General features: G+C 60.3%; 18 protein-coding genes. 2 read left to right on the top strand and 16 right to left on the bottom strand.

The genetic code is table 11. The features are described from left to right. Nucleotides 1-84: 84 nt before the first annotated feature. The 8 genes from CLV84_RS01095 to CLV84_RS01060 form a co-directional block, all read right to left on the bottom strand. On the bottom strand, nucleotides 85-453 hold the full coding sequence (locus CLV84_RS01095; RefSeq protein ID WP_104417897.1) for a hypothetical protein: 369 nt from the start codon (nucleotides 451-453) through the stop codon (nucleotides 85-87). Nucleotides 454-482: 29 nt separating this feature from the next. Beyond that, a complete protein-coding gene (locus CLV84_RS01090) occupies nucleotides 483-842 on the bottom strand; it encodes a hypothetical protein (protein ID WP_104417896.1) in 360 nt (119 codons plus the stop codon). Between the two features lie 54 nt (nucleotides 843-896). After that, on the bottom strand, nucleotides 897-2,078 hold the full coding sequence (locus CLV84_RS01085; RefSeq protein ID WP_104417895.1) for an ABC transporter permease: 1,182 nt from the start codon (nucleotides 2,076-2,078) through the stop codon (nucleotides 897-899). Between the two features lie 12 nt (nucleotides 2,079-2,090). Beyond that, nucleotides 2,091-3,422: an ABC transporter permease gene (locus CLV84_RS01080; RefSeq protein WP_104417894.1), complete on the bottom strand. Its 1,332-nt coding sequence runs from the start codon at nucleotides 3,420-3,422 to the stop codon at nucleotides 2,091-2,093. A 578-nt stretch (nucleotides 3,423-4,000) separates the two neighbouring features. After that, on the bottom strand, nucleotides 4,001-4,666 hold the full coding sequence (locus CLV84_RS01075) for an ABC transporter ATP-binding protein (RefSeq protein WP_104417893.1): 666 nt from the start codon (nucleotides 4,664-4,666) through the stop codon (nucleotides 4,001-4,003). Between the two features lie 90 nt (nucleotides 4,667-4,756). After that, nucleotides 4,757-6,274, bottom strand: a complete 1,518-nt coding sequence (locus tag CLV84_RS01070) for a TolC family protein (RefSeq protein WP_104417892.1) — start codon at nucleotides 6,272-6,274, stop codon at nucleotides 4,757-4,759. After that, a complete protein-coding gene (locus CLV84_RS01065; RefSeq protein ID WP_104417891.1) occupies nucleotides 6,274-7,521 on the bottom strand; it encodes an efflux RND transporter periplasmic adaptor subunit in 1,248 nt (415 codons plus the stop codon). The genes CLV84_RS01070 and CLV84_RS01065 overlap by 1 nt, the downstream gene beginning before the upstream one ends. A gap of 610 nt (nucleotides 7,522-8,131) precedes the next feature. Continuing rightward, on the bottom strand, nucleotides 8,132-8,485 hold the full coding sequence (locus tag CLV84_RS01060; RefSeq protein WP_104417890.1) for a DUF2237 family protein: 354 nt from the start codon (nucleotides 8,483-8,485) through the stop codon (nucleotides 8,132-8,134). A 154-nt stretch (nucleotides 8,486-8,639) separates the two neighbouring features. On the opposite strand from CLV84_RS01060, the gene CLV84_RS01055 reads away from it, so the two are divergent. Further along, entirely contained in the window at nucleotides 8,640-10,406 is a 1,767-nt protein-coding gene (locus tag CLV84_RS01055; protein ID WP_104417889.1) for an ABC transporter ATP-binding protein, read from the top strand. Nucleotides 10,407-10,548: 142 nt separating this feature from the next. Then, nucleotides 10,549-12,165, top strand: a complete 1,617-nt coding sequence (locus CLV84_RS01050; RefSeq protein WP_104417888.1) for a SulP family inorganic anion transporter — start codon at nucleotides 10,549-10,551, stop codon at nucleotides 12,163-12,165. A 201-nt stretch (nucleotides 12,166-12,366) separates the two neighbouring features. Here the strand turns inward: CLV84_RS01050 and CLV84_RS01045 are convergent, their stop codons facing one another. The 8 genes from CLV84_RS01045 to CLV84_RS01010 all read right to left on the bottom strand — a co-directional run bounded on the left by CLV84_RS01045 (nucleotide 12,367) and on the right by CLV84_RS01010 (nucleotide 22,087). Beyond that, complete coding sequence (locus CLV84_RS01045; RefSeq protein ID WP_146088666.1) at nucleotides 12,367-13,029, bottom strand: GIN domain-containing protein; 663 nt, start codon at nucleotides 13,027-13,029, stop codon at nucleotides 12,367-12,369. A 547-nt stretch (nucleotides 13,030-13,576) separates the two neighbouring features. Continuing rightward, on the bottom strand, nucleotides 13,577-15,220 hold the full coding sequence (locus CLV84_RS01040) for a S41 family peptidase (RefSeq protein ID WP_104417886.1): 1,644 nt from the start codon (nucleotides 15,218-15,220) through the stop codon (nucleotides 13,577-13,579). Between the two features lie 482 nt (nucleotides 15,221-15,702). Then, nucleotides 15,703-16,215: a hypothetical protein gene (locus CLV84_RS01035; RefSeq protein ID WP_104417885.1), complete on the bottom strand. Its 513-nt coding sequence runs from the start codon at nucleotides 16,213-16,215 to the stop codon at nucleotides 15,703-15,705. A gap of 4 nt (nucleotides 16,216-16,219) precedes the next feature. Beyond that, nucleotides 16,220-16,840: a flavin reductase family protein gene (locus CLV84_RS01030; RefSeq protein WP_104417884.1), complete on the bottom strand. Its 621-nt coding sequence runs from the start codon at nucleotides 16,838-16,840 to the stop codon at nucleotides 16,220-16,222. Nucleotides 16,841-17,019: 179 nt separating this feature from the next. Further along, a complete protein-coding gene (locus CLV84_RS01025; protein ID WP_104417883.1) occupies nucleotides 17,020-17,844 on the bottom strand; it encodes an SDR family NAD(P)-dependent oxidoreductase in 825 nt (274 codons plus the stop codon). 73 nt (nucleotides 17,845-17,917) lie between these two features. Further along, on the bottom strand, nucleotides 17,918-18,754 hold the full coding sequence (locus tag CLV84_RS01020) for an SDR family oxidoreductase (RefSeq protein WP_104417882.1): 837 nt from the start codon (nucleotides 18,752-18,754) through the stop codon (nucleotides 17,918-17,920). Nucleotides 18,755-18,934: 180 nt separating this feature from the next. Further along, a complete protein-coding gene (locus CLV84_RS01015; protein WP_104417881.1) occupies nucleotides 18,935-20,320 on the bottom strand; it encodes a DUF819 family protein in 1,386 nt (461 codons plus the stop codon). 126 nt (nucleotides 20,321-20,446) lie between these two features. Beyond that, entirely contained in the window at nucleotides 20,447-22,087 is a 1,641-nt protein-coding gene (locus CLV84_RS01010) for an NAD+ synthase (protein WP_104417880.1), read from the bottom strand. Between the last annotated feature and the right edge of the window lie 8 nt (nucleotides 22,088-22,095).

Genomic DNA, 22,095 nt, shown 5'->3' with positions numbered 1-22,095 from the left:
TGCGGTCGTCGTCGATGATGAGGATGCGGGAGATGGAGGGGAAATTGTATTAGTAAGGACGGGGCAGCACGAACGATAGCTGCATCAATTTTCGGGGGCGGCGGAAAAAAGCTCCAGGCACCCTTTGAGCTCCTGACCGGCGGCGCGTGCCCGATCGGCCGCGGAGGTAGTGAGATCCGTAGTCTTCAGGGCGAGATGATTGCGTTCCGGCAAGTAGGTTAGGTTGATGCCTTCCGCCTCCGCCACTAGGTTTTCGGTCACCTGGTCCGGCAAGCTAAGGCCGATCAGCTCACCGATGCAGTCGGTTACATCGTGGCTGCGGGATGGATCGAGGCGGATATCGAGTTCGTAGTGATTGTCTTGACTGACTTCATTCACCAGGATGTCCACTTTCTCCTGTCCCGCGTTCGGGAGGGAAAGCAGCAGGGTCGTCAATAGGGTCGGAAACAGCATAGAAGGATGATTATAGGGTAGTGAAAAATCTAGCGCGGGTGCTCGGATTTCAATCGCTCCTGCAAGCTCGCCGCTAATGTTTTGGCGTGGGCGAGCGCGGCTTGGTCTTCTCCCGCGTAGCTCACTTCGAACGTGCGGCGCTGGGTGTTCATTTTCAGCTCCACGCCGTCGTCGAGGGTCGTTCGGATCAGCCCGGCAAACCGGCCTTCGACCTTCCCCTCGCTGACGGTGGCGAACACGTCGTTCATGATCTCCTCCGTCAAGTCGGTGCTACGCAGCGAAAAGGTGTAGTGATCTGCTCCCTCGCGCTCGCTCACTTTCACAGACGAATGCTGACCGGAAAGTGTTACAGCCAGGAGGAAAGAGAACGTCAAGAATAGGTACTTCATAGGTCGTTTATTTGAGTAATGCGATCAACGGATGCAGACCGTCGACCAATGAATCTAATCCTCGTGCAGCACCAGGGCCGGGTGTAATCCCGCAGCTTGCCGACTGGGAATCAGGGCACATAGCACCACGATAAGCAGGATGGTCACCACCGCCGCTACGATGCCGAAGTAGAAGAATTTTGCCGGTATGGGGAGCAGTTCCAGCAGGGGCACCTGGACGGCGAAGAAGACCCCGAGCAGCAAGCCGGCGAACGTGACCAGCACGACTTCCAGTACAAATTGGACGGTCACCTCCCCCGGCGTGGCCCCCATGGCTTTCCGCAAGCCGATCTCAGCGCGGCGGTGACTGATCTGGGTGAACAGTACGCCAAAGAGCCCGAGGGCGATATTGATGAGCAGGAAGGCCGAGATCGAAATGAGGATCACCAGCGGAATGACCACGGGCCGGTTGGCCTTGATGCGGTCCTGCGCCATGTTCCAAATCACTACGTCAGGGTTTTTGGTGAGGGAGGAAAGCAGGTTGTAGATGGGTTCCTCGATGGCCGCGGTTTGTCCGGGTTCCGCCCGCACGATCATCTGCTCGAACGGACTCTGCCCATCCGCTCTCCAGCTGCGAGGAGAGAAGAAGGTCAGCGGGCGGTTCTCGGCGAAATTGCTGTGGTACTTATAGTTATCCACCACGCCGATGATCTTTTTTTCCCCGTTGATCAGGATAATCGAATCGATCATGGATTCGCGCGTGGGATAGTACTCGTCGACGAATTTTCCGTTTACCACGATGGGGTCGTATTTCCCCGCTTGGTCGGCTTCCGTAAACCAGTGCCCCTCCCGGAATTCGAGCTCCAGGGTCTCGGCGTAGTTTTCGTCGGCGAAGACCATCATCGTCTGCAGGTGGAAGCCGTTATCGTCGCTGCCAGTGCTCCAGGTATTCCCCCCGAAGGGGTTGACGGGTCCGAGAAAGGTTGCGGAAGCCACCCCGGGGAGTTCCCGGGTTTCCCGCAGGATGCGCTCCTGTAGCTGGATGACCGCCAGGGAATCCATATCATCCGGAATATCCATATGAACCCCGACGCTGTTTTCGTAGCTAAAGCCCAGCGGCGAACTGTACCGGTCCAGATTGTAGAATCCGAAGGCGTATACGCCGAAGAGCACGACGAAAGCCAGCAGGATTTCGAGGAAGATCAGGCCGTTGGAGCGGCGCTTGTTCCACATTAGTTTGAGCAAGTGATTGAGCATGGCGGCGGTAGGTTAGCGGAGGGCGGTGGCAATGGTGGTGCGGCTCATCCGGTAAGCGGGCAGGATGCCGGAAAGCAAGCCGAAGAGCAGGATGACGAGGATGAAGTAGAAAAAGATCTTCCCGGAAAAGGAGAGCCGGACGATACCGATCAGGTCGTTGGCATTAACGTACTGGATGATCAGATAAGCCAGTACCAAACCAATGAACCCGCCAATGAAGGTGAGCACCAGGTTTTCGAAGATGAACTGATAGAGAATATCCCGGCTTTCCGCCCCGAAGGCCTTACGCACGGCGATCTCCGACTTACGCTCGAAGACGCGGCTCACGTTCAGGTTGATCAGGTTGATCAGCGGGAGGGCCAGGAAGAGCACGAGGAGCGTGATCAGCGGGACGAACAGCAGCAGCTTGGCCTTACTCGCATCGCTTTCCTGCATGAGGTTGGCGGCAAAATTCTCGGTCGCGGTGCCGGCGTACAGCCGGATGTGTTCGTAATCGGCATCCGGGGGGATCACGAAGTTTTCCGCCAGGAAGGTCAGCTGTTGCTTGATGGATTCCCGTTTGGCGGCACTGGTCGCCTTAAACACCGCCTGGAAAGGACCGTAGGTTTCCGTATTGGCGTACTGCCGGGCATCGATGGTGGTGAGCGGCAAAAAGATGTCGCCGGCAATGGTATCGTCGTCCTTCAGCGGCCGCTCCACGATGCCTACTACCCGGAAGGTTTCGTTCCCGAGGATCATTTCCCGGCCGATGATTCCGGGATTCATTTCCCCGAAGTAGCTGTCCGCGATCCGCTCCGTGATGACGGCCACCTTATTGGCTTCCGCAACGTCGTCCACGCCGAAGGGCAGGCCGTGCAGAAACCGGAAATCGAATACCTCCCAGTAGCTGGCGTCGACGTAGCTCGTTGACATGGTCACTTTCCGGCCGTCGAGGTAAGCGTCGGTAAACGAGCTGTTGGAGACGAAGGTGTAGCTCTCGACGTCCGACAATCCGCGGAGGTTCTTGTCCAGGAAGGAGAAACTCATCTGGCCGTTGGAGTTGTTCATGCTCCCGTTCGGCTCGAGGGTTTCGGTGCTGTCGTAGCGGAGGGTTCCGTCGTCCATGACAATGGTGTCCACCGCGTAGAGGGTATCGTAGAATTCGGTGTACCGTTCCAGCATGGGCAGGAAGACCATCCGGTTCACGTCGGACATCGGCCGGTTGGCTCCGAAGAGCGCATCCCCCATCGACGTGATCAGCATCAGGATCATCAGGGTGAAACTGATCCCGAAGAGGCTGATGAAGGTGTAGAACGGCTTGCGTCTTAGGACCTTTAGGGCTAGGGTGAGGTAGTTCTTTATCACAGTGTTTTAGTCTTTTAGTCCGTTAGTTCTTTAGTCTTTTAGTGGCAGCTTTGCTCGCTGCGCTCGTGCTGCCGCTATTGATTGGCGATTCCTGATTCTCGATTGGCGATTCTTGGTTTGGCTGCCGCTGTTGTCTGCTCGCTTTGGAAGTGGTGAATAGGTGAATGCTGAATTGCTGAATGAGCTACCGCTGTTGTCTGCTCGCTGCGCTCGTGCCGCAATGGATTGGCGATTCTTGATTGCCGATTTCGGATTCTTGATTTGGCTGCCGCATGGCTCTGCTCGCTGTGCTCGTGCTGCCGTGGGCGAGCCGGCGAAGCTGGCGAGGGAACGTGCGGTAGCCAATCAAAAATCGAATATCTAGAATCAAGAATCGCCTATCAACTAACTCGTTCTCCGTCACTAAGCCGCACCAGCCGATGGGTCTTCTTGATTGGCGATTCCCGGTTGGCGATTCTTGATTTAGGGTTGGGCTGCCGCTGTTACCTGCTCGCTTCGCTCGTGCGAGCCAGCCCAGCTGGCGAGGGTACGTGCGGTAGCGAATCAGAAATCGAATATCTAGAATCAAGAATCGCATATCAACTAACTCGTTCTCCGTCACTAAGCCGCACCAGCCGGTGGGTTTTCTTGGCCATCCGCTCGTCGTGAGTGACCATCACGATGGTGGTGCCGAGGTCTTTATTCAGTCGCATCAGAATCTCCATGATCTCGTTGCCCATGTGGCTGTCGAGGTTACCGGTGGGCTCGTCGGCCAGGATGATGTTGGGCCGGCCCACGATGGCGCGGGCGATGGCGACTCGCTGCTTCTGGCCACCGGATAGCTGGGTGGGGAAATGGCGGGCGCGGTTGCTCAGTCCCACGTGCTCGAGGGCCTCCAGCGACAGCCGCTTGCGCTCCTTCGCCCCCACCCGCCGGTACAGCAGCGGCAACTCCACGTTGTCCACCACCGACAGGTCGTTGATCAGGTGGAAGCTCTGGAAGATGAAGCCCAGCTGCTCGTTGCGGAAGCGGGCAACCTTGGTGCCGTTGTAGCTGGTCACCTCCTTTCCGGCCAGCGCGACGGTACCCTCCGAGGGCTCGTCGATCAGGCCCATGATGTTCAGCAGGGTCGATTTACCGCAGCCCGACGGCCCCATGATGCTCAGGAATTCCCCCGCCGGCACCGATAGATTCATATGCTGCAGGGCCAGGGTCTCGATGGTGTCGGTTCGGTAGGATTTGGAGACGTTTTGTAGTTCGATCATTAGTCAATGTTTGAATTTTTGAGGGACTGAATTAGTGATTTGGGCGGCACCCAGTCCCTCGCGTTGCTCGGGTAGGTGCGGGACTATTCACTAATTCGGTAATTCGCTATTCAGTCCTTCATACACCGGTTGGTCATTAATAAAATCCCAAAGCGTAAGCCGCTCCAGGCTGGCGTAGGTGGTCCAGTAGGCGCGGAGCGTTTCGGCGTAGGCGCGGGTGTTCAGGTCACGGTTTTGTTGGGCGAAGGTGAGGTCGGTCAGGGGGATGGCGCCGAGGGTATAACTCTCCTGGCTGATCTGGAAGCGCTCCTCGGCGAGGTCGCGGATACGGGTGGCGAGCACCAGTTCTTCCTGCAGGGTGGTCCACTGGTCGAGGAGTTGGGTCAGCTGGCCTTCCAGTTGGATTATCCGGCGTTCCCCCAGTTGCCGGGCCAGTTCGATCTCGCTGTTGGCGCGTTTGTTGAGCGCGCTGCGTTCGCCCCAGTCGAGCAGGGGCACGGCGAAGGTGAGGCTGACCACCCGCTCGTCCTGCGGATCGCGGTAGATGGGATCGATCTCATTGGCGTTGCGGATCAGGCCGATGCTGGCGTTGAGGTCGAAGCGCGGGCCGAGGTCACGGCGTATCCGGTCCGCTTCCCGCTCGGCCAACAGTACCCGCTGGCGGATCTCCAGCAATTCGGGTCGCTGTTCGAGGAGGGCGAGGGCGCGGCTGGCGACGATCTCCAGCCCGACCAGTTCGCCCGTCGGTTCGGGGGCTTCGGGTTGCAGGAGCTGTCCGTTGTAATCCCGGCCGAGGTACTGGAGGATGTCCGCCGAGGCCCGCCCGACCAGGCGCTGGGCCCGGAGGAGGTTCTGCTCGGCACTGGCCTGTTCGAGCTCCAGTTGCACCAGGTCGCCGCGGGTAATCTGCCCTAGTTCGTAACGTTCGGTGGCCACTTCGTAGAGGGTTTCGTTGGCGCTGCGGTTGGTTTCGGCGATGCGGCGTTCCTGGTCGGCGCTCACCAGATTGAAGAAGAGGTCGGTGGCGTCGAGGGCGGCGTCGGCCCGGGCGGCTTGCAGGGTGGCATCACTCACCTGCAGCTGCAGGGGAAGCAGGCGGCGGTCCCACTTCCAGGGATTGAAGGCCAGAATCGGCTGCTGGAGGGTGAGCCGCACGGGGCTGCCGTTGTAGCTTTTAGCGTCCAGGGCGAAGTTGTCGGTACGTTGGAGGCGGGTTTCCAGGCCGATGAGGGCACCGGTGGCGGCGATACGCTGATTGGCGAAGAGGGATACGGAGGAGTTATTGAGTTCAATCTCCCGGAACGCGATGGTGCCGTCGTCCTGCGTCACTTCCGTGGAGGTACGGAAGTAATTCGGCAGGGTGGCGGCCAGGTCGAGGCGGGGCTTCAGACCGGCTTCGAAGGCGTCCAGTTCCAGGCGCGCGGCGCGCTGCTGCTGCTCGGCGATCACCACCTGTTCGGCGCGGGCGGCGGCGGCGGCCTGCAACTCGGATAGCGTTAGCGTGGCGTCGGCCGACGGGTTTGTTTGCGCCGGAGCGCAGGTGCAAAGCACTCCTACCAACAGCAGGGTAAGCGGGTAGGCGATTCGGTGGTTTGTGGTGATCGTCATTACTCTTCCAGTTTGAAGGAGGTGACGTTCTCCAGGGTTTCCGGGTCGGAGATGATGATGCGGTCGCCGGTCTGCAGGCCACCGGTGATTTGTACGTAGTCGCCGTTGCGGATGCCCAGGTCGACCTCGCGGCGCACGGCCTCGTCGCCGACGATCACGAAAACCGACTGGCTGCGGCCGCCCCGGAAGGCCGGTCCGTTCTTCACCCGCAGTGCATCCTCGATGCGGTTGGTGATCACGTAGAGTTCGGTACGGAGATTGGGACGCAGATCCGGGTGACTGGGTTGGTCGAGGTCGACGCGGAAGGTGACCAGGTTCTCACTTACTTCCGGCAGAATGGCCGCGATGGTTCCTTTCAGCCGACCGGTGGGCATGCGCAGTTCGACGGGCAGGCCCACCGCCAGCTGGTCGGCGTAGCGATCGGAGGCGCTGGCTTCCACCCGGTAGCGGCCCAGGTCGGCCACGCGGGCCAGGGCGGTACCCTCGGTCACCTGCTGCCCGATGTTTTCGTTCACCCAGGTGATGACGCCGGGGCGCGGGGCGCGCACTTCGGTTTCGCGGAGGCGGCGGCTCAGCTGGCTGACTTCCTTTTCCTCCATGCCGACTTCCAGTTGCAGGGCGCGCTTGCGGCCGGTGAGGCTGTTGCGGGCGTAGTCTAGTTGGTTGTTCAGCTTCTGGGATTCGAGTTCGCTAATCTGTACCGCCAGCGCGGCGGCCTCGACCTCTTCCTGGGTGGCGCCGCCCACCTCCAGCAGGCGGCGGGCATCGGCCAGGGCCGCGCGGGCGGCGGCCAGCTCGAGCTTTTTGATCTCGGCGTTGTAGGTGAGCTCCTTCAGGTCGCGCTCGTATTCGAGGTTGAGGAGGCCGATGCTGTTTTCCTTGACGGCCAGCTGGTCGCGGCGCCCGTCAAGTTGTAGTTGCACATAATTGCGGTCCAGCCGCATCAGCAGATCCCCGGCCGCCACTTCGGTGCCGGCGGTCAGCATCACCTCGTCGATGGTCGTGGCCACCGGCGAGTTGATCTGCTCCTCAAAGGCGGGCAGCACGACGGCGGTTGCGTTGATGGTATTGAGTACCTCACCGCGTTCGACGGTGGCGAAGCGCAGGGTATTCTCGTCGGCGGATGGCCGCAGCAGCTTCATCCCGAACCAAATCGCGGCCAGGACGGCGGCGATGACGGCTAGCCAACCGAGCACCTTCCCACGGCGCCGTTTACTGATCTCTTTGCTATTTATGGTACGATCCATGCTTCGGTGGCTGCAGGAAGCGTGCCATAAAATTTACCATCTGAAAGCCAGGCTATTACGACTTATGAATACTTCAATGTGTTCGATATCGGACACGGGGGTGTTCGGTTTTGCTGGTCCGCCGAGCTACTTAAGATAAGCACCGCCGCCGGAGCGTTCATAGCTGCTCGTCGGCCCAGCTACCCCGACCAGGCTTTCTCTCCCCTATCCGTCGGTCGACCAGCGGAGCTGGGCGGACGACTGGTGCTTGTCGGCCCAGCTACCCCGACCAAGTATTCTCCCCTACCCGTCGGTCGACCAGCGGAGCTGGGCGGACGAATGCTGCTCGTCGGCCCAGCTACCATGACCAAGCATTCTCTCCCCTATCCGTCGGCCGACCAGCGGAGCTGGGCGGACGACTGGTGCTCGTCGGCCCAGCTACCACCACCAGGCTTTCTCCCCCCGACCCGTCGGCAGACCATCAGAGCTGTGCGGACGACTAATGCTGGTCCGCCGAGCTACCACGATAAGCGCTGCCGCCGGCGGGCACCTAACCGCTCGTCGGCCCAGCTACCCCGACCAGGCTTTCTCTCCCCTACCCGTCGGTCGACCAGCGGAGCTGTGCGGACGGCTAGTGCTTCAGCTCCAGCAACGCCCCGAACTCGATGAAATTCAGTACCGACTCGTCGGTAGCCTCCAGCTTGACCGGCGGGGCCAACCCGGCGTCATAGGCCTCCTTCCACCGCAGGGCGCAGAGGCACCAGGCATCTCCCGCCCGGAGACCGGGGAAATCGTACTGGGGAATGGGCGTGCTGAGGTCGTTGCCCTTCGACTTGGTGAAGGCAAGGAATTCCTCGGTCATGATGGCACAGACCACGTGGCGACCGGAATCCAGCGGGCCGGTGCGGCAGTATCCGTCGCGGTAAAATCCCGTTAGCGGGTCGGTACAGCAGGCGATAAGGTCGTTTCCGAGTACGTTTTTCATGGACGGGCAACTGATACGTGTTTGCTAAAACAGCGGCTTCCTCGTGTCGTTCGGCCAACCGGTTTATTTACGGGCATCGCACCCGCGCCCCGGCGCCCGAAAAATTGTGGTGGCTACCGCGACCCAAAGCGCGCCCGGCTTGTTACATGCCTTCATGGCCACCCAAGAAGAGAAGCAAAAATTCGACCTCTACCTGCTGTGGAGGGTGCTGGCGCTGGCCAAACCGTATAAGTGGATTGCCATCCTCGCGGTTTCCCTGGCCGTCATCCTGGCCCCGCTATCCATTGCCCGGCCGCGGCTGATCCAGAAGATGGTCGACGATTACATCTTCGCCGGCGACACCGGCGGCTTGACCTTCTGGGCGCTGGTGATCGCGGGCCTGCTGGTGCTCGAGGCCCTGTGCCGCTACGCTTTCGTGTACAGTTCCAACTGGCTCGGGCAGTCGGTGATCCGAGACCTGCGGGTACGGGTGTTCAAGCACATCAACGGTCTGCGGCTCAGCTATTTCGACAAGACGCCCATCGGGACGTCCACTACCCGGACGATCAACGATATCCAGTCGATCAACAGCATCTTTGCCGAAGGGGTGATCACGATCCTGGCCGACTTAATGTCCATCTTCGCCGTGCTCGCCGTTATGCTCTCCACCAGCTGGCGGCTCACGCTGATCTGCCTGACCACCATGCCGTTCCTAATGCTGGCGAGTTACCTCTTTAAGGAAGCGGTGAAGAAATCCTACCAGCAGGTGCGCAGCCAGATCCAGAAGATGAACGGCTTCCTGCAGGAGCGCATCACGGGCATGCGCATCGTGCAGATCTTCAACGCCGAAGATTCGGAAGCCCGGAAGTTCGCGGACATTAACGCAGACTACCGGAAGGCGAACATCGATGCCATCCTGTACTACGCCATTTTCTTCCCCACCGTCGACATCATCGCCGCGGCTAGCCTGGCCCTCATGGTCTGGTGGGGCGCACAGGACGTAGCCCGGGCCGGCGGCGTGACCCTCGGGGCCCTGGTGGCCTTCCCGATCTACATCAATATGCTGTTCCGCCCCATCCGGGTGTTGGCCGATAAGTTCAATACCCTACAGATGGGACTCGTAGCCAGCGAGCGCGTGTTCCGGGTAGTCGACCGCGACGACCAGATCGAAAACACCGGCACCCTCCAACCCGCCGCGTTGGAGGGGGAAGTGGAGTTCAAAAACGTTTGGTTCGCCTACACGGGCATCGAATGGATCCTGAAAGACGTCAGCTTCCAGCTTAAAAAAGGAGATACCCTCGCCATCGTGGGTAGTACGGGTTCCGGTAAGACCACCATCACCAACGTGATCAACCGCTTCTATGAGTACCAGCAAGGAGAGATTCTCGTTGACGGTAAAGACCTGCGTGACTACGAACTCACCGCCCTGCGCAGCCGGATGGCCATGGTACTGCAGGACGTTTTCCTCTTCACCGGCTCGGTGATGGAGAACATCACCCTTCGCGACCCTTCCATCAGCCGGGAACGGGTCATCGAGTCGGCCAAGCTCATCGGTGCCCACCAATTCATCGAGCGCTTGCCCGGCGGCTACGATTACGACGTAATGGAACGGGGCGCCACCTTAAGCATGGGCCAACGGCAGCTGATCTCCTTCGTACGGGCGCTGGTCTTCGATCCGGACATCCTCATTCTCGACGAGGCGACCAGCAGCGTCGACCCCGAAACGGAAGGCGTCATTCAGCACGCGATCGAGAAATTGATCGACCGGCGTACCAGCATCGTGATCGCGCACCGTCTGAGTACGATCCGCAACGCCGACAACATCATGGTGCTCGAAAAGGGGGAAATCAAGGAGTTCGGTCCCCACGAAGAGTTGCTCCAGGTCGAAGACGGGCGCTACCGGGAGTTGTACGAGATGCAGTTTTTGGAAACTGCAGAGTGAAGTCATTTATACGGCTAGCACCTCATCTCGACTCCGTCCCCCCCGATAAGCGGGTGATCTCCTTTATTTGACTATTTTCGCTATCAACATATAGAGTGGCTATCCGTATGGAAAGCATTACTATTAGTATCTACCTCACATTATGGATCGTACTTCTTCCAAGCGCCTTGGACTTTTTGACAACCTCGCCGGCGACGTTCCCGCCAGTGTCGTCGTTTTCTTCGTCGCTATTCCCCTTTGCCTAGGGATCGCCCTGGCTAGTGGCGCGCCACTCTTTTCCGGACTTATTGCGGGAATAATCGGCGGCATCGTCGTCGGCGCGGTTAGCGGTTCTCCCGTCGGGGTCAGCGGTCCGGCGGCGGGACTGACGGCCATTGTCCTGACGGCCATTACCGACCTCGGGAGTTACGAGCTGTTCCTCACTTGCGTGGTTATTGGCGGCGTCCTGCAAGTTGCCTTCGGCCTGCTGCGTGCGGGGGTGATCGGCTACTTTTTCCCTTCCTCGGTGATTAAGGGCATGCTCACGGGCATCGGCCTGATCATCATCCTCAAACAAATTCCGCACTTCTTCGGCTACGACGCGGACCCGGAAGGCGACGATGCCTTCCTGCAGCCCGACGGCGAGAATACCTTCTCCGAAATTTTTAATCTGATCGATTACACCGACGACGGGGCAACAACCATCGCCTTCATCGCGCTCGGCATCCTGATTCTGTGGGAAGCGGTGCTGAAGAACAAAGGCAAGATATTTACCATCCTCCCGGGCCCGCTGGTGGCCGTCGGGGCCGGTATTGTCTGGGAAGTCACTATGGGGGACGGCAGCCTGGGCATCGCGCGGGAACACCTGGTGAGCGTGCCCGTACCCGAAAGCTTCGACGACTTCGTAGGGCAGTTCAGTTTCCCCGACTTTAGCGCCGTTTCGCGCCTGAGTGTCTGGGTCACCGGCTTTACCATCGCCCTGGTGGCCAGTCTGGAGACCCTGCTCTGCGTGGAGGCTACCGACAAACTGGACCCCCGGCGGCGCGTTACGCCCACGAACCGGGAGTTACTGGCCCAGGGTACGGGAAACATCATTTCCGGTCTCATCGGCGGATTGCCGGTTACCCAGGTTATCGTGCGCAGCTCGGCGAATATTCAGTCCGGGGGCCGCACCAAGCTGGCGGCCATCCTCCACGGCGTCCTGCTGCTCGTATCGGTCATTTTTGTACCGGGGATCCTGAACCTTATTCCGCTTTCCGTACTGGCGGCCATCCTGCTGCTGGTGGGCTACAAACTGGCCAAGCCGACCACCTTCGTTTCCATCTACCGGTCCGGCTGGCGGCAATTCGTCCCCTTCATCGTAACGGTCGTGGCCATCGTCTTTACCGACCTGCTCATCGGCATCAGCCTGGGCCTCGCGGTCGGCATCATCGTGATCCTGTACACCAGTTACCAGAACTCCCACTTCCTGCATATGACCAATGAGGAAGGCCAGCAGTCAGTGGTAAATATGACGCTCGCCGAGGAAGTGACCTTCTTCAACAAAGGCGCCATTCGCAAGCAGTTCGACGAGGTGCCCGAGGGCGCGTTACTTCGCCTGGACATACGCCAGAACCAGTTCCTGGACCACGACGTGGTCGAGATCATGAACGACTTCGTTACGACTTTCGAAAACCGAAACATCGACGTCGAGGTCATTAAGGAAAGCGGTAGCGTAATGAACCCCCAAAACTATTTCGACGTGCTGGAAATGAAGCACGCCGGTAGCAGTGCGCACTAAAGGGGTGGAGGAACGACGTTGGGCGCAGCTGGCACACCGGCAGCGTGGGGGTGGCCGACCGGATGAAAGCCGCACACGCTGAACCTTGCGAGCAACCTTACGCTTTGGGTCGCAGCCCTACGCCGGGTTTTCATTCGGGATGGCAAGTCATAGTCCGTGCTTACTCCTGTCGATGATCTCTAGCTTCCCCGTCGCGCTGGCCTAATTGTCGTTATGCAGCTCACTGGCACCGCTGGTGGTGACGCTGATGTCCGGTTCTCCACGGTAGTGAAGGGTGCTGGCTCCCGACAGGCTACCGGTGATCCGGTCCGCTATCCGTACGCTGGCTTCGCTGGCGCCGCTGAGGTTGACCTCCGCCACGCTGACCTCCAGATCGTACAGACTGGCTACCGAAGCACCGCTAAGGCCGAGAATAAGGTCGGTTGCGGAGGCATTTTCAGCGGTGGCGGTAGAGGCGCCACTGAGTTCCAGTACGAATTCATCCGCTCCCGAGGGAAGACCGGTCAGCCGGCCTTCGGAGGCCCCCGACAGGTCGAGGGCATTCAGTTCCGGCATTTCGATCGCCACCGTGACGTCCAGTTCCCGGTAGTTGCCCGGCAGCATGTGGATCCGTAGCCGGTCTCCTTGGACGTCCGTTACGATGCGATCCATCAGGTTGTCGTTCCCCCTGACGGTCACGAGGAAGCGGGGCGCCGCGGAGACTTCCACCGCAATGGCGTCTCCTACCCGGATTTCGTTGAAATCCAGTACCGGACGGGTTTCTGTTGCCAGGCGATCGGATCCTACGTATCGGTCATCGTCCTGGCAGCTGCCGAACGCTAGTATTGCGGGGGCAAAGGCTATTAAAAGGGTGGTCTTATGCATGGTGGTTTTTCCGCGAAAGACGGTACCCCCGGCCAATGGTTGCTTGCCTATCGGCAGGTATTTTTGCCGATATAGTCTACGGTGCCCGCGCTAGGGGCGCCCTTTGTCCAGTTGCTCATTATCGTTCAGATCGCGGCTCCTGCCGGCTACGCGCTTCGCCGTGATAAGGTCCGCATCCTGGATACCCCGTAAGCTCAAGTCCTAAATTTCGGAAAGCGACGTACTGATATAGGCCTTCGCAAATGGCAACTCCTCCAGTTTCGTAATCAGATAAATGGCTTGGGGGGGGGGACGCCGAAGATGAATGCCGCCTCATCATCCGTCCGCGGGAATTTGTCCTCCGGTATATTGAACAGCGGCGGACCAACGTCCTGGAAAGCCGCGGCCGGGGAAAGAGACTGTTCGCTGCTTGGCTTCCTACAGGTCAAGGTCACCCGGCGATCGACTGGATCCCGGCAAAATTACGGCCGGGTAAGCCAGCAGGTCGTACTATCATCCCCCGCTTCGGAAGAGTTCATACGAAAGGCCGTCCGGACGAGGCGATCCATTATTTACTTTTGCTCAGAATCGCATCGTAACGCGCCCGATCGTTCAGCACGGCAATGGCCTCCTGTACCTCCTTGTCGTTTCGGAGACCCATCTGTACCTGCCCGCGCTGATAGTAGTAGCGGCCGGCGATTTCCTTTTCGATGATACTGACGATCTCCTCTTTCAGGTCGGCGATGGCGGTAGCCTGCTCGGCGTCCATTTTTTCGTGGATGGCGTCCAGCTCGGCGCTGATATCGTACCCCTCCGCGGCGGCCCGTTCAGCGGCCTGCTCGAGGAGCTGCTCGGCCTTGGAGTCGAAGCTGAAGTCGGCCCGGTTGAGATAGGCTTCAAAGCCGGCCCAGTCCTGAAAGTGGAAATCGGCAACCGAGTCGATGGCCGGGTGGTCGCGCACCCATTGGTTCACGTAGTCGAAGATGATGTATTCTTCCAGCAGCCCCTGTGCTACGTTGTTTTTCCCCAGAATGTCGACCTCGATATCGGGAGCCACGCCACCGCTTCCCAGCACGACGCGGCCGGCGCGGGTCTTGAATTCGGGGCGCTGGTCGTCGGGGATGTCGTACGGTTTCCCGTCGCGGTATTCTACCGCCTGGATGCAGCGATTGGAGGGGATGTAATACTTAGCGGTGGTGATCTTCACCCGGCTACCGTAGCCGGTTTCCATGATGTTTTGCACCAGTCCCTTGCCGAAGCTCCGCTGCCCGATCAGCACGCCGCGGTCCAGATCCTGCAGGGCTCCCGAGACGATCTCGGAGGCGGAGGCGGAGCGGCCGTTGATGAGCACGGCCACGGGGAGTTCGGTATCCAGCGGATTCCCCTTGGTGGCGTAGCTGCGGTTCCAGTCGCGCACCTTCCCCTTGGTGGTTACGATCAGTTCGTCCTTCGGCACGAAGATATTGACGATGTCCACGGCTTCGTTGAGCAATCCGCCCCCGTTCCCGCGCAGGTCGAGTACCACGCCCTTGAGGTCCGGGTGGTCGGCCCGCAGTTTGGCTACGGCGTCGCGCACGTTCTTGGCCGCGTCCTGGGTGAAGGTGGTCAGGGCTACATAGCCGACGTTCCCTTCCAGCATGCCGGAGTAGGGTACGTTAGGGATATTGACGTCGCCGCGCACGAGCTGCAGTTTCTTCATTCCTTCGCCGGGCCGGTCCACGGCCAGGTTCATCACCGTGCCGGGGAAGCCGCGCATGATCTCTTCCAGTTGCTCGCGGTTGTAACCGACGGTTTCGCGGTCGTCGATCTCCATCAGCCGGTCGCCCGTCTTCAGGCCGGCGGCGTCGGCGGGTTGATCTTTGTAGAGCGTCAGGATGGTGGGTAGCCCGTCAATGTATTCGATCTCGGCGCCAATGCCCTGGTACTGGCCACTCTGGCGGAGGCGGGCGGTTTCCACGTCGGTTTCGCTGATGTAGTTGGTGTAGGGGTCCAGCGATTCCACCATGGCCTCGATACCGGTGCGCATCAGTCGATTCGGCTCGATATCGTCCACGTAGTAGGTATTTACCTCCTTGTACACGTTGGTGTAGACCTCGATGGCCTTCATGATCTCGAAGAACTTGTCGTTGACCGGGGAGACGGTCGCGGCGGTCAGGCCGAGAAAGGCTACCGCGCCGAGGGCGAGGGAAAGGGTACGTTTACGGAGGGACATAGGCTTAGCGTTTGGGAAACAACAAGATAACGCACTGCTGCGCAGGTAGATTACCGCGGCAGGCTATTGCGTCGGAGCGCAGGAGCAAGGTCTGCGACAAAAGGTAAAAGAGGTCGGCGAAGTTCCGCGGCAGGGCGGTGGGCTTCCGTTCACCACAGAGGTGGCGCGGAGGGGCTCACAGCGCGTGAAGGCCCTTGTCGCGTGACGAAGTCCTGTGGGAAAGTATGCAGTGGCGGCGCAGGGAATCCGTGCCCTAGTGAAGCGATCCGTTTTCATCTGTGTTTCAACATTTTCTCCCGCCAGTCGGCAGTGGACGTCGCTGCGCTCCAGTCGGAATCCGTCAGGCGACGTCGCTGCGCTTCAGGTCGGAACCCGTCAGACGACGTCGCTGTGCTCCAGGTCGGAACCCGTCAGACGACGTCGCTACGCTTCAGTCCGAACCCGTCAGACGACGTCGCTACGCTCCAGTCGGCTGACGGGGGCTAGCAGCCCTGCTCGCCGAGTACCCGGATGCGCAGCGTTTTACCCGAGGCCCGGTCCCGCACGACGACGGTGCCGCTGAGTTCCCAGAGCTCATTGTCGATTTGTCGTTCCCGGGTGACGGTGGTGGTGACTTGGTAGTCGTCGTTCTCGTGCACGAAGGTGACCGGGCCGCTCACGCTCCCTTCGGTTTCCTCTTCACTCACCACTTCCAGCGTCTGGAAAGCACCGCCGAAGAAGCCCTCCGCCGGGCCCTCCCCGTAGTTGAACCCGTAGACGTAGCGGTCCGACGTACCGTTCTCCGGCCAGAACAGGTAGGTGCATCCTTCCACTTCACGGAGTTGGCCGGGGGTCAGGAGGCTATAGTCGATGTCGCCGCTCACCTCGGGTTGGGGCGTGGCTCCCGGCGCGGGTTGGGTCGCCGGGGGAGCGCTCTCGACATCCCCCGGCGGCAGCTCTGCTCCGGGCCCGCAGGCAAAAAACAATAGGGGTATCAGGCAGAATAGGGTCTTCATGCGGTTAGCGTTTATTCCCGGGCCGTGCGTAGGATAGACGCACGGGATCAGTGGTTCGTTGGTAGGTATCCAATCCCGCTACGGTTAACGTCCGTAAAAGTTGGTGATCGACGTGACCGCTTTCGGCTACGGCTTCGTCGGGTACGAAGATTTCCTGCACCCGGCCGATGAGGAAAAGCGTCCCGTTGCCCCCGATGTGGTGCTCCTCTTCCAGGGTAAGGCCGATTTTTACGCGACTTTCCTTTACGTAGGGAGCTTTGCACCGGTCACTGTATTGCGGGGTCAGACCGGTCGCGGCAAACTCGGAGTCCTTGATTGCGTAATTCGCGCTGGTCTGGTGGGCCGCCTCCAGGATGTCGGGGTGCAGCGTATTCAGTGTAAACCACTGGTTCGCCTTGATGTGGTGGTAGGTATGCCGGGGTACGGTGAGCGGCCGCATGATGAATCCGAGCAGCGGCGGACTGGCCCCCACGTGAACGACGGAGCTGAATACAGCCAGGTTTTCCGTGCCTTTGTACCCCTTGGTGCCGATCAGGTGGACGCCGCGCGGGCCGGGGAGGGTGTTGATCAGGTCGCGGCGGTAGGCGGCGGGGCGGGCTTGGAGGTCTTCTAGGGTGAGCTGCATGGCGGGAAAAGTAGGATGCGGTCTCCGACCGCGGGAGTAAGATGCGGCCTCTGGCCGCGCTGGTAGAATACTTATATGCGCTGTCCGGTTCGTGCAGGTGAGCCAGCGCCGCCGGAGGCGGCTTTGTACTTCCGCGGTCGGAGACCGCATCCTACTTCGCGGTCGGAGACCGCTTTGTACTAGCGGTAGCGCTTGGTAAGAAAGCGATCCTGCCACCGTTTAGGCATTTTACTGACCGCCCGCGCCAGCCACCGTTTATTCATAATCAGGGCATAGGCGCTGGGTTTGGGGTCGGTGAGGGCGGCGTGGATCGCATCGGCGACGAGTTGAGGGTCTACCCCGCCCCGCTCCGCGGCCTGGGTATAGGGTTCGAGCTGGGGCAGTAGGTGGCTATATCGATTGCCTTCGAAGGCATCGGTCAGTTCGCTACCCTTGCGCCAGATGGGGGTCTTGGTGGGGCCGGGGGCAACACTGACTACGTCGATACCGAAGGGCAGGAGCTCCCGGCGGAGTCCGTCGGTGAGCGCCTCCACGGCAAATTTGGACGAGGAGTAGAAGGTCATGTAGGGGGCGGTGAGCGATCCACTCACGCTACTAATGTTGACGATGCGGGGGCTGTACCCCTGATCGCGGGCGGCGTGTAGGAGTGGGAGCGTCAGCTGGCAGACGGCAATCAATCCGAACACGTTGACCTCGAACTGTCTACGGTACTCTGCTTCGGCGAGGGTCTCTACCGGGCCGGGAATGGCGACGCCGGCATTGTTGATCACGCCGACCAGGGGGCGACCGTCTTCCCGTATGCGATCCAGGGCGACATTGATGGCTTCCCGGTCGCGCACGTCGAAGGTCAACGGGGTGAAGTTGCTATGCCCCGACAGTTCCTCGGGCACTTCCGTCCCGCGTACCGATCCGTAGACGTGGTAGTCGCGGCGCAGTAGGTCTAGTGCAGTGACCAGGCCTATGCCGGAGGAGACGCCGGTGATCAGGATGGCTGGGGTGGGCATTGGGGGGTGTGGTTTTTTTTTGACTGCGCGCTTGGAAAGCGCGTTTTACTTCGCGGTCGGAGACCGCGTTGTACTAGTAGCGGCGATTTTCGGCGAGGCGCTTGGTGAAGAATTTATCCTGGAAGCGCTTCGGGGTCAGCCTGAGCAGCTTGGCTATCCAGCCCTTTTTCATCACGAGCACGGCGGGGTCCGGCCGTTCGTCGGTGAGGGCGCGGTAGATGACCTCGGCGACTATTTCGGGCGCTACGCCATCGGCCTCGGCGGCCTCGGTGTAGGGGCCTAGTTTGTTTAGCATGTTGCTGTACCGGTTGTTTTCGAAGGCGGCCGTCTGTTCGCGCCCCTTCCGCCAGATCGGGGTCTTTACCGGACCGGGCGCGACGCTGATGACGTCAATCCCGAAGGGGAGCAATTCGCGGCGGAGGCCATCGGTCAGGGCTTCCACGGCGAACTTCGATGCGGAGTAGATCGTCGTAAAGGGCGAAGTGAGATAGCCGCTCACACTGCCGATATTGACGATCCGCGCCCGGAATCCGGCCTCGCGGGCTTCGTGCAGCAGCGGCAGGGCTTCCTGGCAGACGGCGACCAGCCCGTAGACGTTCACCTCGAACTGCCGGCGATACTCTTCCTCACTGACGGTCTCTACCGGACCGGATATCGCCACTCCGGCATTGTTAACCAGCCCGACCAGCCGGGCGCCGTCGTCGCGGATCCGCTGGATTCCGGCGCGGATGGCCTCCCGGTCGCGAACGTCGAACTGGAGGGCGGTGAAGGCCGGATGTTCCCGGAGTTGCGTTTCTCCCGCGCCCCGGCGCACACTGCCGTATACCCGGAAGCCGCGGTGGAGTAAGTCCTTGGCGGTCGCCAAGCCTATGCCGGAGGATACGCCGGTGATTAGGATACTGTCTTGCATAGTGTGGCGGTAAGAAGCGGCTTCAGGCTGCTATGTTCGATGCAACCTGCGGTTGCGACGGACAAAACTACGGACTTCGCGCTCGGAGAGCGCCTCACACATCGCGGTCGGAAACCGCCTCTTACCCCGCGCTTGGAAAGCGCTGCGGACTTCGCGGTCGGAGACCGCATTGTACCAGCACTACCCCACCGAAATCTCCATCAGGTAGGAGCAGATCAACGCCCCGTAGGTACCCAGCGCATAGCCGATCACCGCCATAATGGCCCCGACGGGGGCGAGGACGGGGTTGAAGGCACTCGCCACCACCGGTGCGCTGGCCGCCCCGCCGACGTTGGCCTGACTGCCTACGGCTACGAAGAAGAAGGGCGCCTTGATGAGGTAAGCCGTCACGAGCAGCACCGTGATGTGGACCAGCATCCAGATGAGGCCGATGGCGAAGAGTCCGAGGTTATCGAGCACGTCACCGATGTTCATTTGCATACCGATGGTGGCCACCAGGATGTAGATGAAGATGCCGCCCCACTTGCTGGCGCCAACGCCCTCCAGCTGCCGGGCCTTCGTGAAGCTAAGCAGGAAGCCGAAGGTGGTGGCCAGCACGACCATCCAGAAGAACCCACTGGTGAGGGTGTTCATCCGTAGGGCCTCCAAGGTCGCTTCGAACCGGGCGAAGAACGGAGCGAGCAGGTCCGCCCCGAAGTGCGCCAGGGCCACTCCGCCGAAGGCCACCCCGAGCAACTGGTAGAGATCGATGCTGGTGGGGATGCGGCGTACCTGGTCGGCGTAGTCTTCCATCTTCTTGACCAAGTGATCGATGGCGCTGTTGTCGGCCCCAATGGCCCGGTCGATCCGCTTGGCCCGCCCGGCCCCGAAGAGGAGAAAGGCGAGCCAGATATTGGCCACCAACACGTCCACCACGATCATCTGCCCGAAGATGCCCGGCGGCACCTCGTTGATGATTTGCATGGCCGCCTGGTTAGCCCCGCCCCCTATCCAGGAGCCGGCGATGGTGCTCAGCCCCCGCCAGAGGAGCTCCGGATCGAGGTCGATGAGGCCGGGGAAGAAGTTCGTGACGATGATCAGCGCAATAGGTCCGCCGAGTACGATCCCCAGCGTGGCCGCCAGGAACATCACGATCGCCCGGTAGCCGAGATTGATGATGCCCGGAATGTCGATGTTCAGGCACAGCAGGATTAGGCTGGCCGGCAGCAGGTAGCGGCTGGCCATGAAGTACAGCCCGCTGTGGCCGGTGTAGCCCGCGAATTCGGCCGGGTCCAGTCCCTGCGCCTCGATGAAGCGGTTGATCTCCCCGAAGGAAAGCCCCTCCGGCAGCGTCACCCCCCGGGCCGCCAGCGCGTCGATCACCCCGTACTCGTACCAGTCGTAGGCGATGACCCCCAGCGGCCAGTTGAGCAGCGCCGGCAGGAAATAACACAGCAGCAGCGCCGGCACGTAGGTATAAAACGTCACCCAGAAGGGCCGCTCGCTGTTGGCCGTGGTGAATACCCCCGCCAGGATGACCAGGAGGATGCCGAAGACTACGGCGTCGTTGGTGATTAGGGGTTCCAAGGTTTAAGGACTGAATTCGTGAGGGACTGAATTAGTGAATACCGGAAGGGCTGAATACGTGAATATGCGGCAATTGCGTGACTTCAGCCCTGCAAGCCTTCAGCAATTCAATCATTCAATCATTCACTAATTAAGGTACTTAGCCACAATAGGGAACCGCCGCCCCATCCCGAACGCCTTCTTGCTCACCCGCAGCACCGGGGCCGTCTGGTGGCGCTTGAACTCGTTGATGTTGACCAGGCGGAGGGCTTTTTGCACCAGTAACGGATCGGCGCCGGCCTCGATGATGTCCTGGGGGCTTTGGTGGAGCTCGATGTACTGGTAGAGCACGGCGTCGAGCTCCGGATAGGGGGGCAGACTCTGGCTGTCGAGCTGGCCGGGACGGAGCTCGGCGCTGGGGGGCTTCGTGATGATGTTTTCCGGGATGACCTCGCCGTCCTTATTCATGAATTTGGCGAGCTCGAAGCATTCGGTTTTGTAAACGTCGCCGATAACGCTGAGGCCGCCGCACATATCGCCGTAGAGGGTACCGTAGCCGACGGCCATTTCGCTCTTGTTGCTGGTGTTGAGGAGGATGTCGCCGAATTTGTTGCTGAAGGCCATCAGGATCATCCCGCGGATGCGCGCCTGCAGGTTCTCCTCGGTGAGCCCCTCCGGCTGGCCGAAGAAGTGGGGCTGCAGCAGCTTCATGTACTCGTGGTAGACACTTTCGATGGGCACGATGTCGTACTGGCAGCCGAGGTTCTGGGCCAGTTGTCGGGCGTCATTTACGCTGTGGTCGCTGCTGTGCTGACTGGGCATCAGGACGCAGCGGACGTTGTCGGCACCGAGGGCGCGGGCGGCCAGTACGGCTACGAGGGCGGAGTCGATGCCGCCGCTCAGTCCGAGGATGGCCCGTTTGAAGCCGAGTTTGCCGAAGTACTGTTTGATCCCCATTACCAGGGCGTCGTGGATGAGGGTGATTTTGTCCCGCCGCCGCTCACCGCTAACGTCGTCGCCGTTGTCCACCTCCTCGGTGTTGTATACGCGGAGGCATTCCTCGAAGTAGGGCATCTCGTCGACCACCTCTCCCTTCCGGTTGAGCACCAGCGACCCGCCGTCGAAGAGTACCTCCGTCTGGGCCCCCACGTGGTTGACGTAGTACATCGGCAGGTCGTAGATGGTGACGTTGGCCTGCAGCACTTCCACCCGTTCGGCCGCGTGGTCGTAGGCGAAGGGAGAAGCGGAGATGTTGATGATGAAGTCCGGCGCGTGCTCCATGATCTTATCCATCGGATTCATCTGGTAGAGCGGGTTTTCGTTGCCGACGTTCCAGCTGTCTTCGCAGACGATCATGGCGATGGTCTTATCCTGGTAGCGCACCACGTTCCATTCGGCGGCCGGCTCGAAGTAGCGGTACTCGTCGAAGATGTCGTAAGTAGGCAGCAGCGTTTTGTGCTGCACCTGCTGGATGCGTCCGTTGGCCAGGAAGTAGGCGCTGTTGTAGAGGTCCTTCCCCTGCACTACCGGATTTTTGGTGGGGGAGCCTACGATAATGGCAATGCCGTCCGCGGCTTTGGCCAGTTGCTCCACCACCAGATTGGCCTGGTCGATAAAGTCGTCGAACTCCAGAAAGTCGCGCGGCGGATACCCGACGGTAGCCAGTTCGGGAAAGACGACGATGTCGGCCCCCTGCCGTTTGGCCCGCTCCGTATAGTCGAGCATCTTTTTTAGGTTGGCGTCGAAGTTCCCTACGTGGACGTTGATCTGGGCTAGCGCTATGTTCATGGCGGGAA

The organism is Neolewinella xylanilytica, assembly GCF_002934605.1.
Classification (GTDB): Bacteria; Bacteroidota; Bacteroidia; order Chitinophagales; family Saprospiraceae; genus Neolewinella; species Neolewinella xylanilytica.
This window is presented reverse-complemented; position numbering and strand designations above follow the sequence as displayed.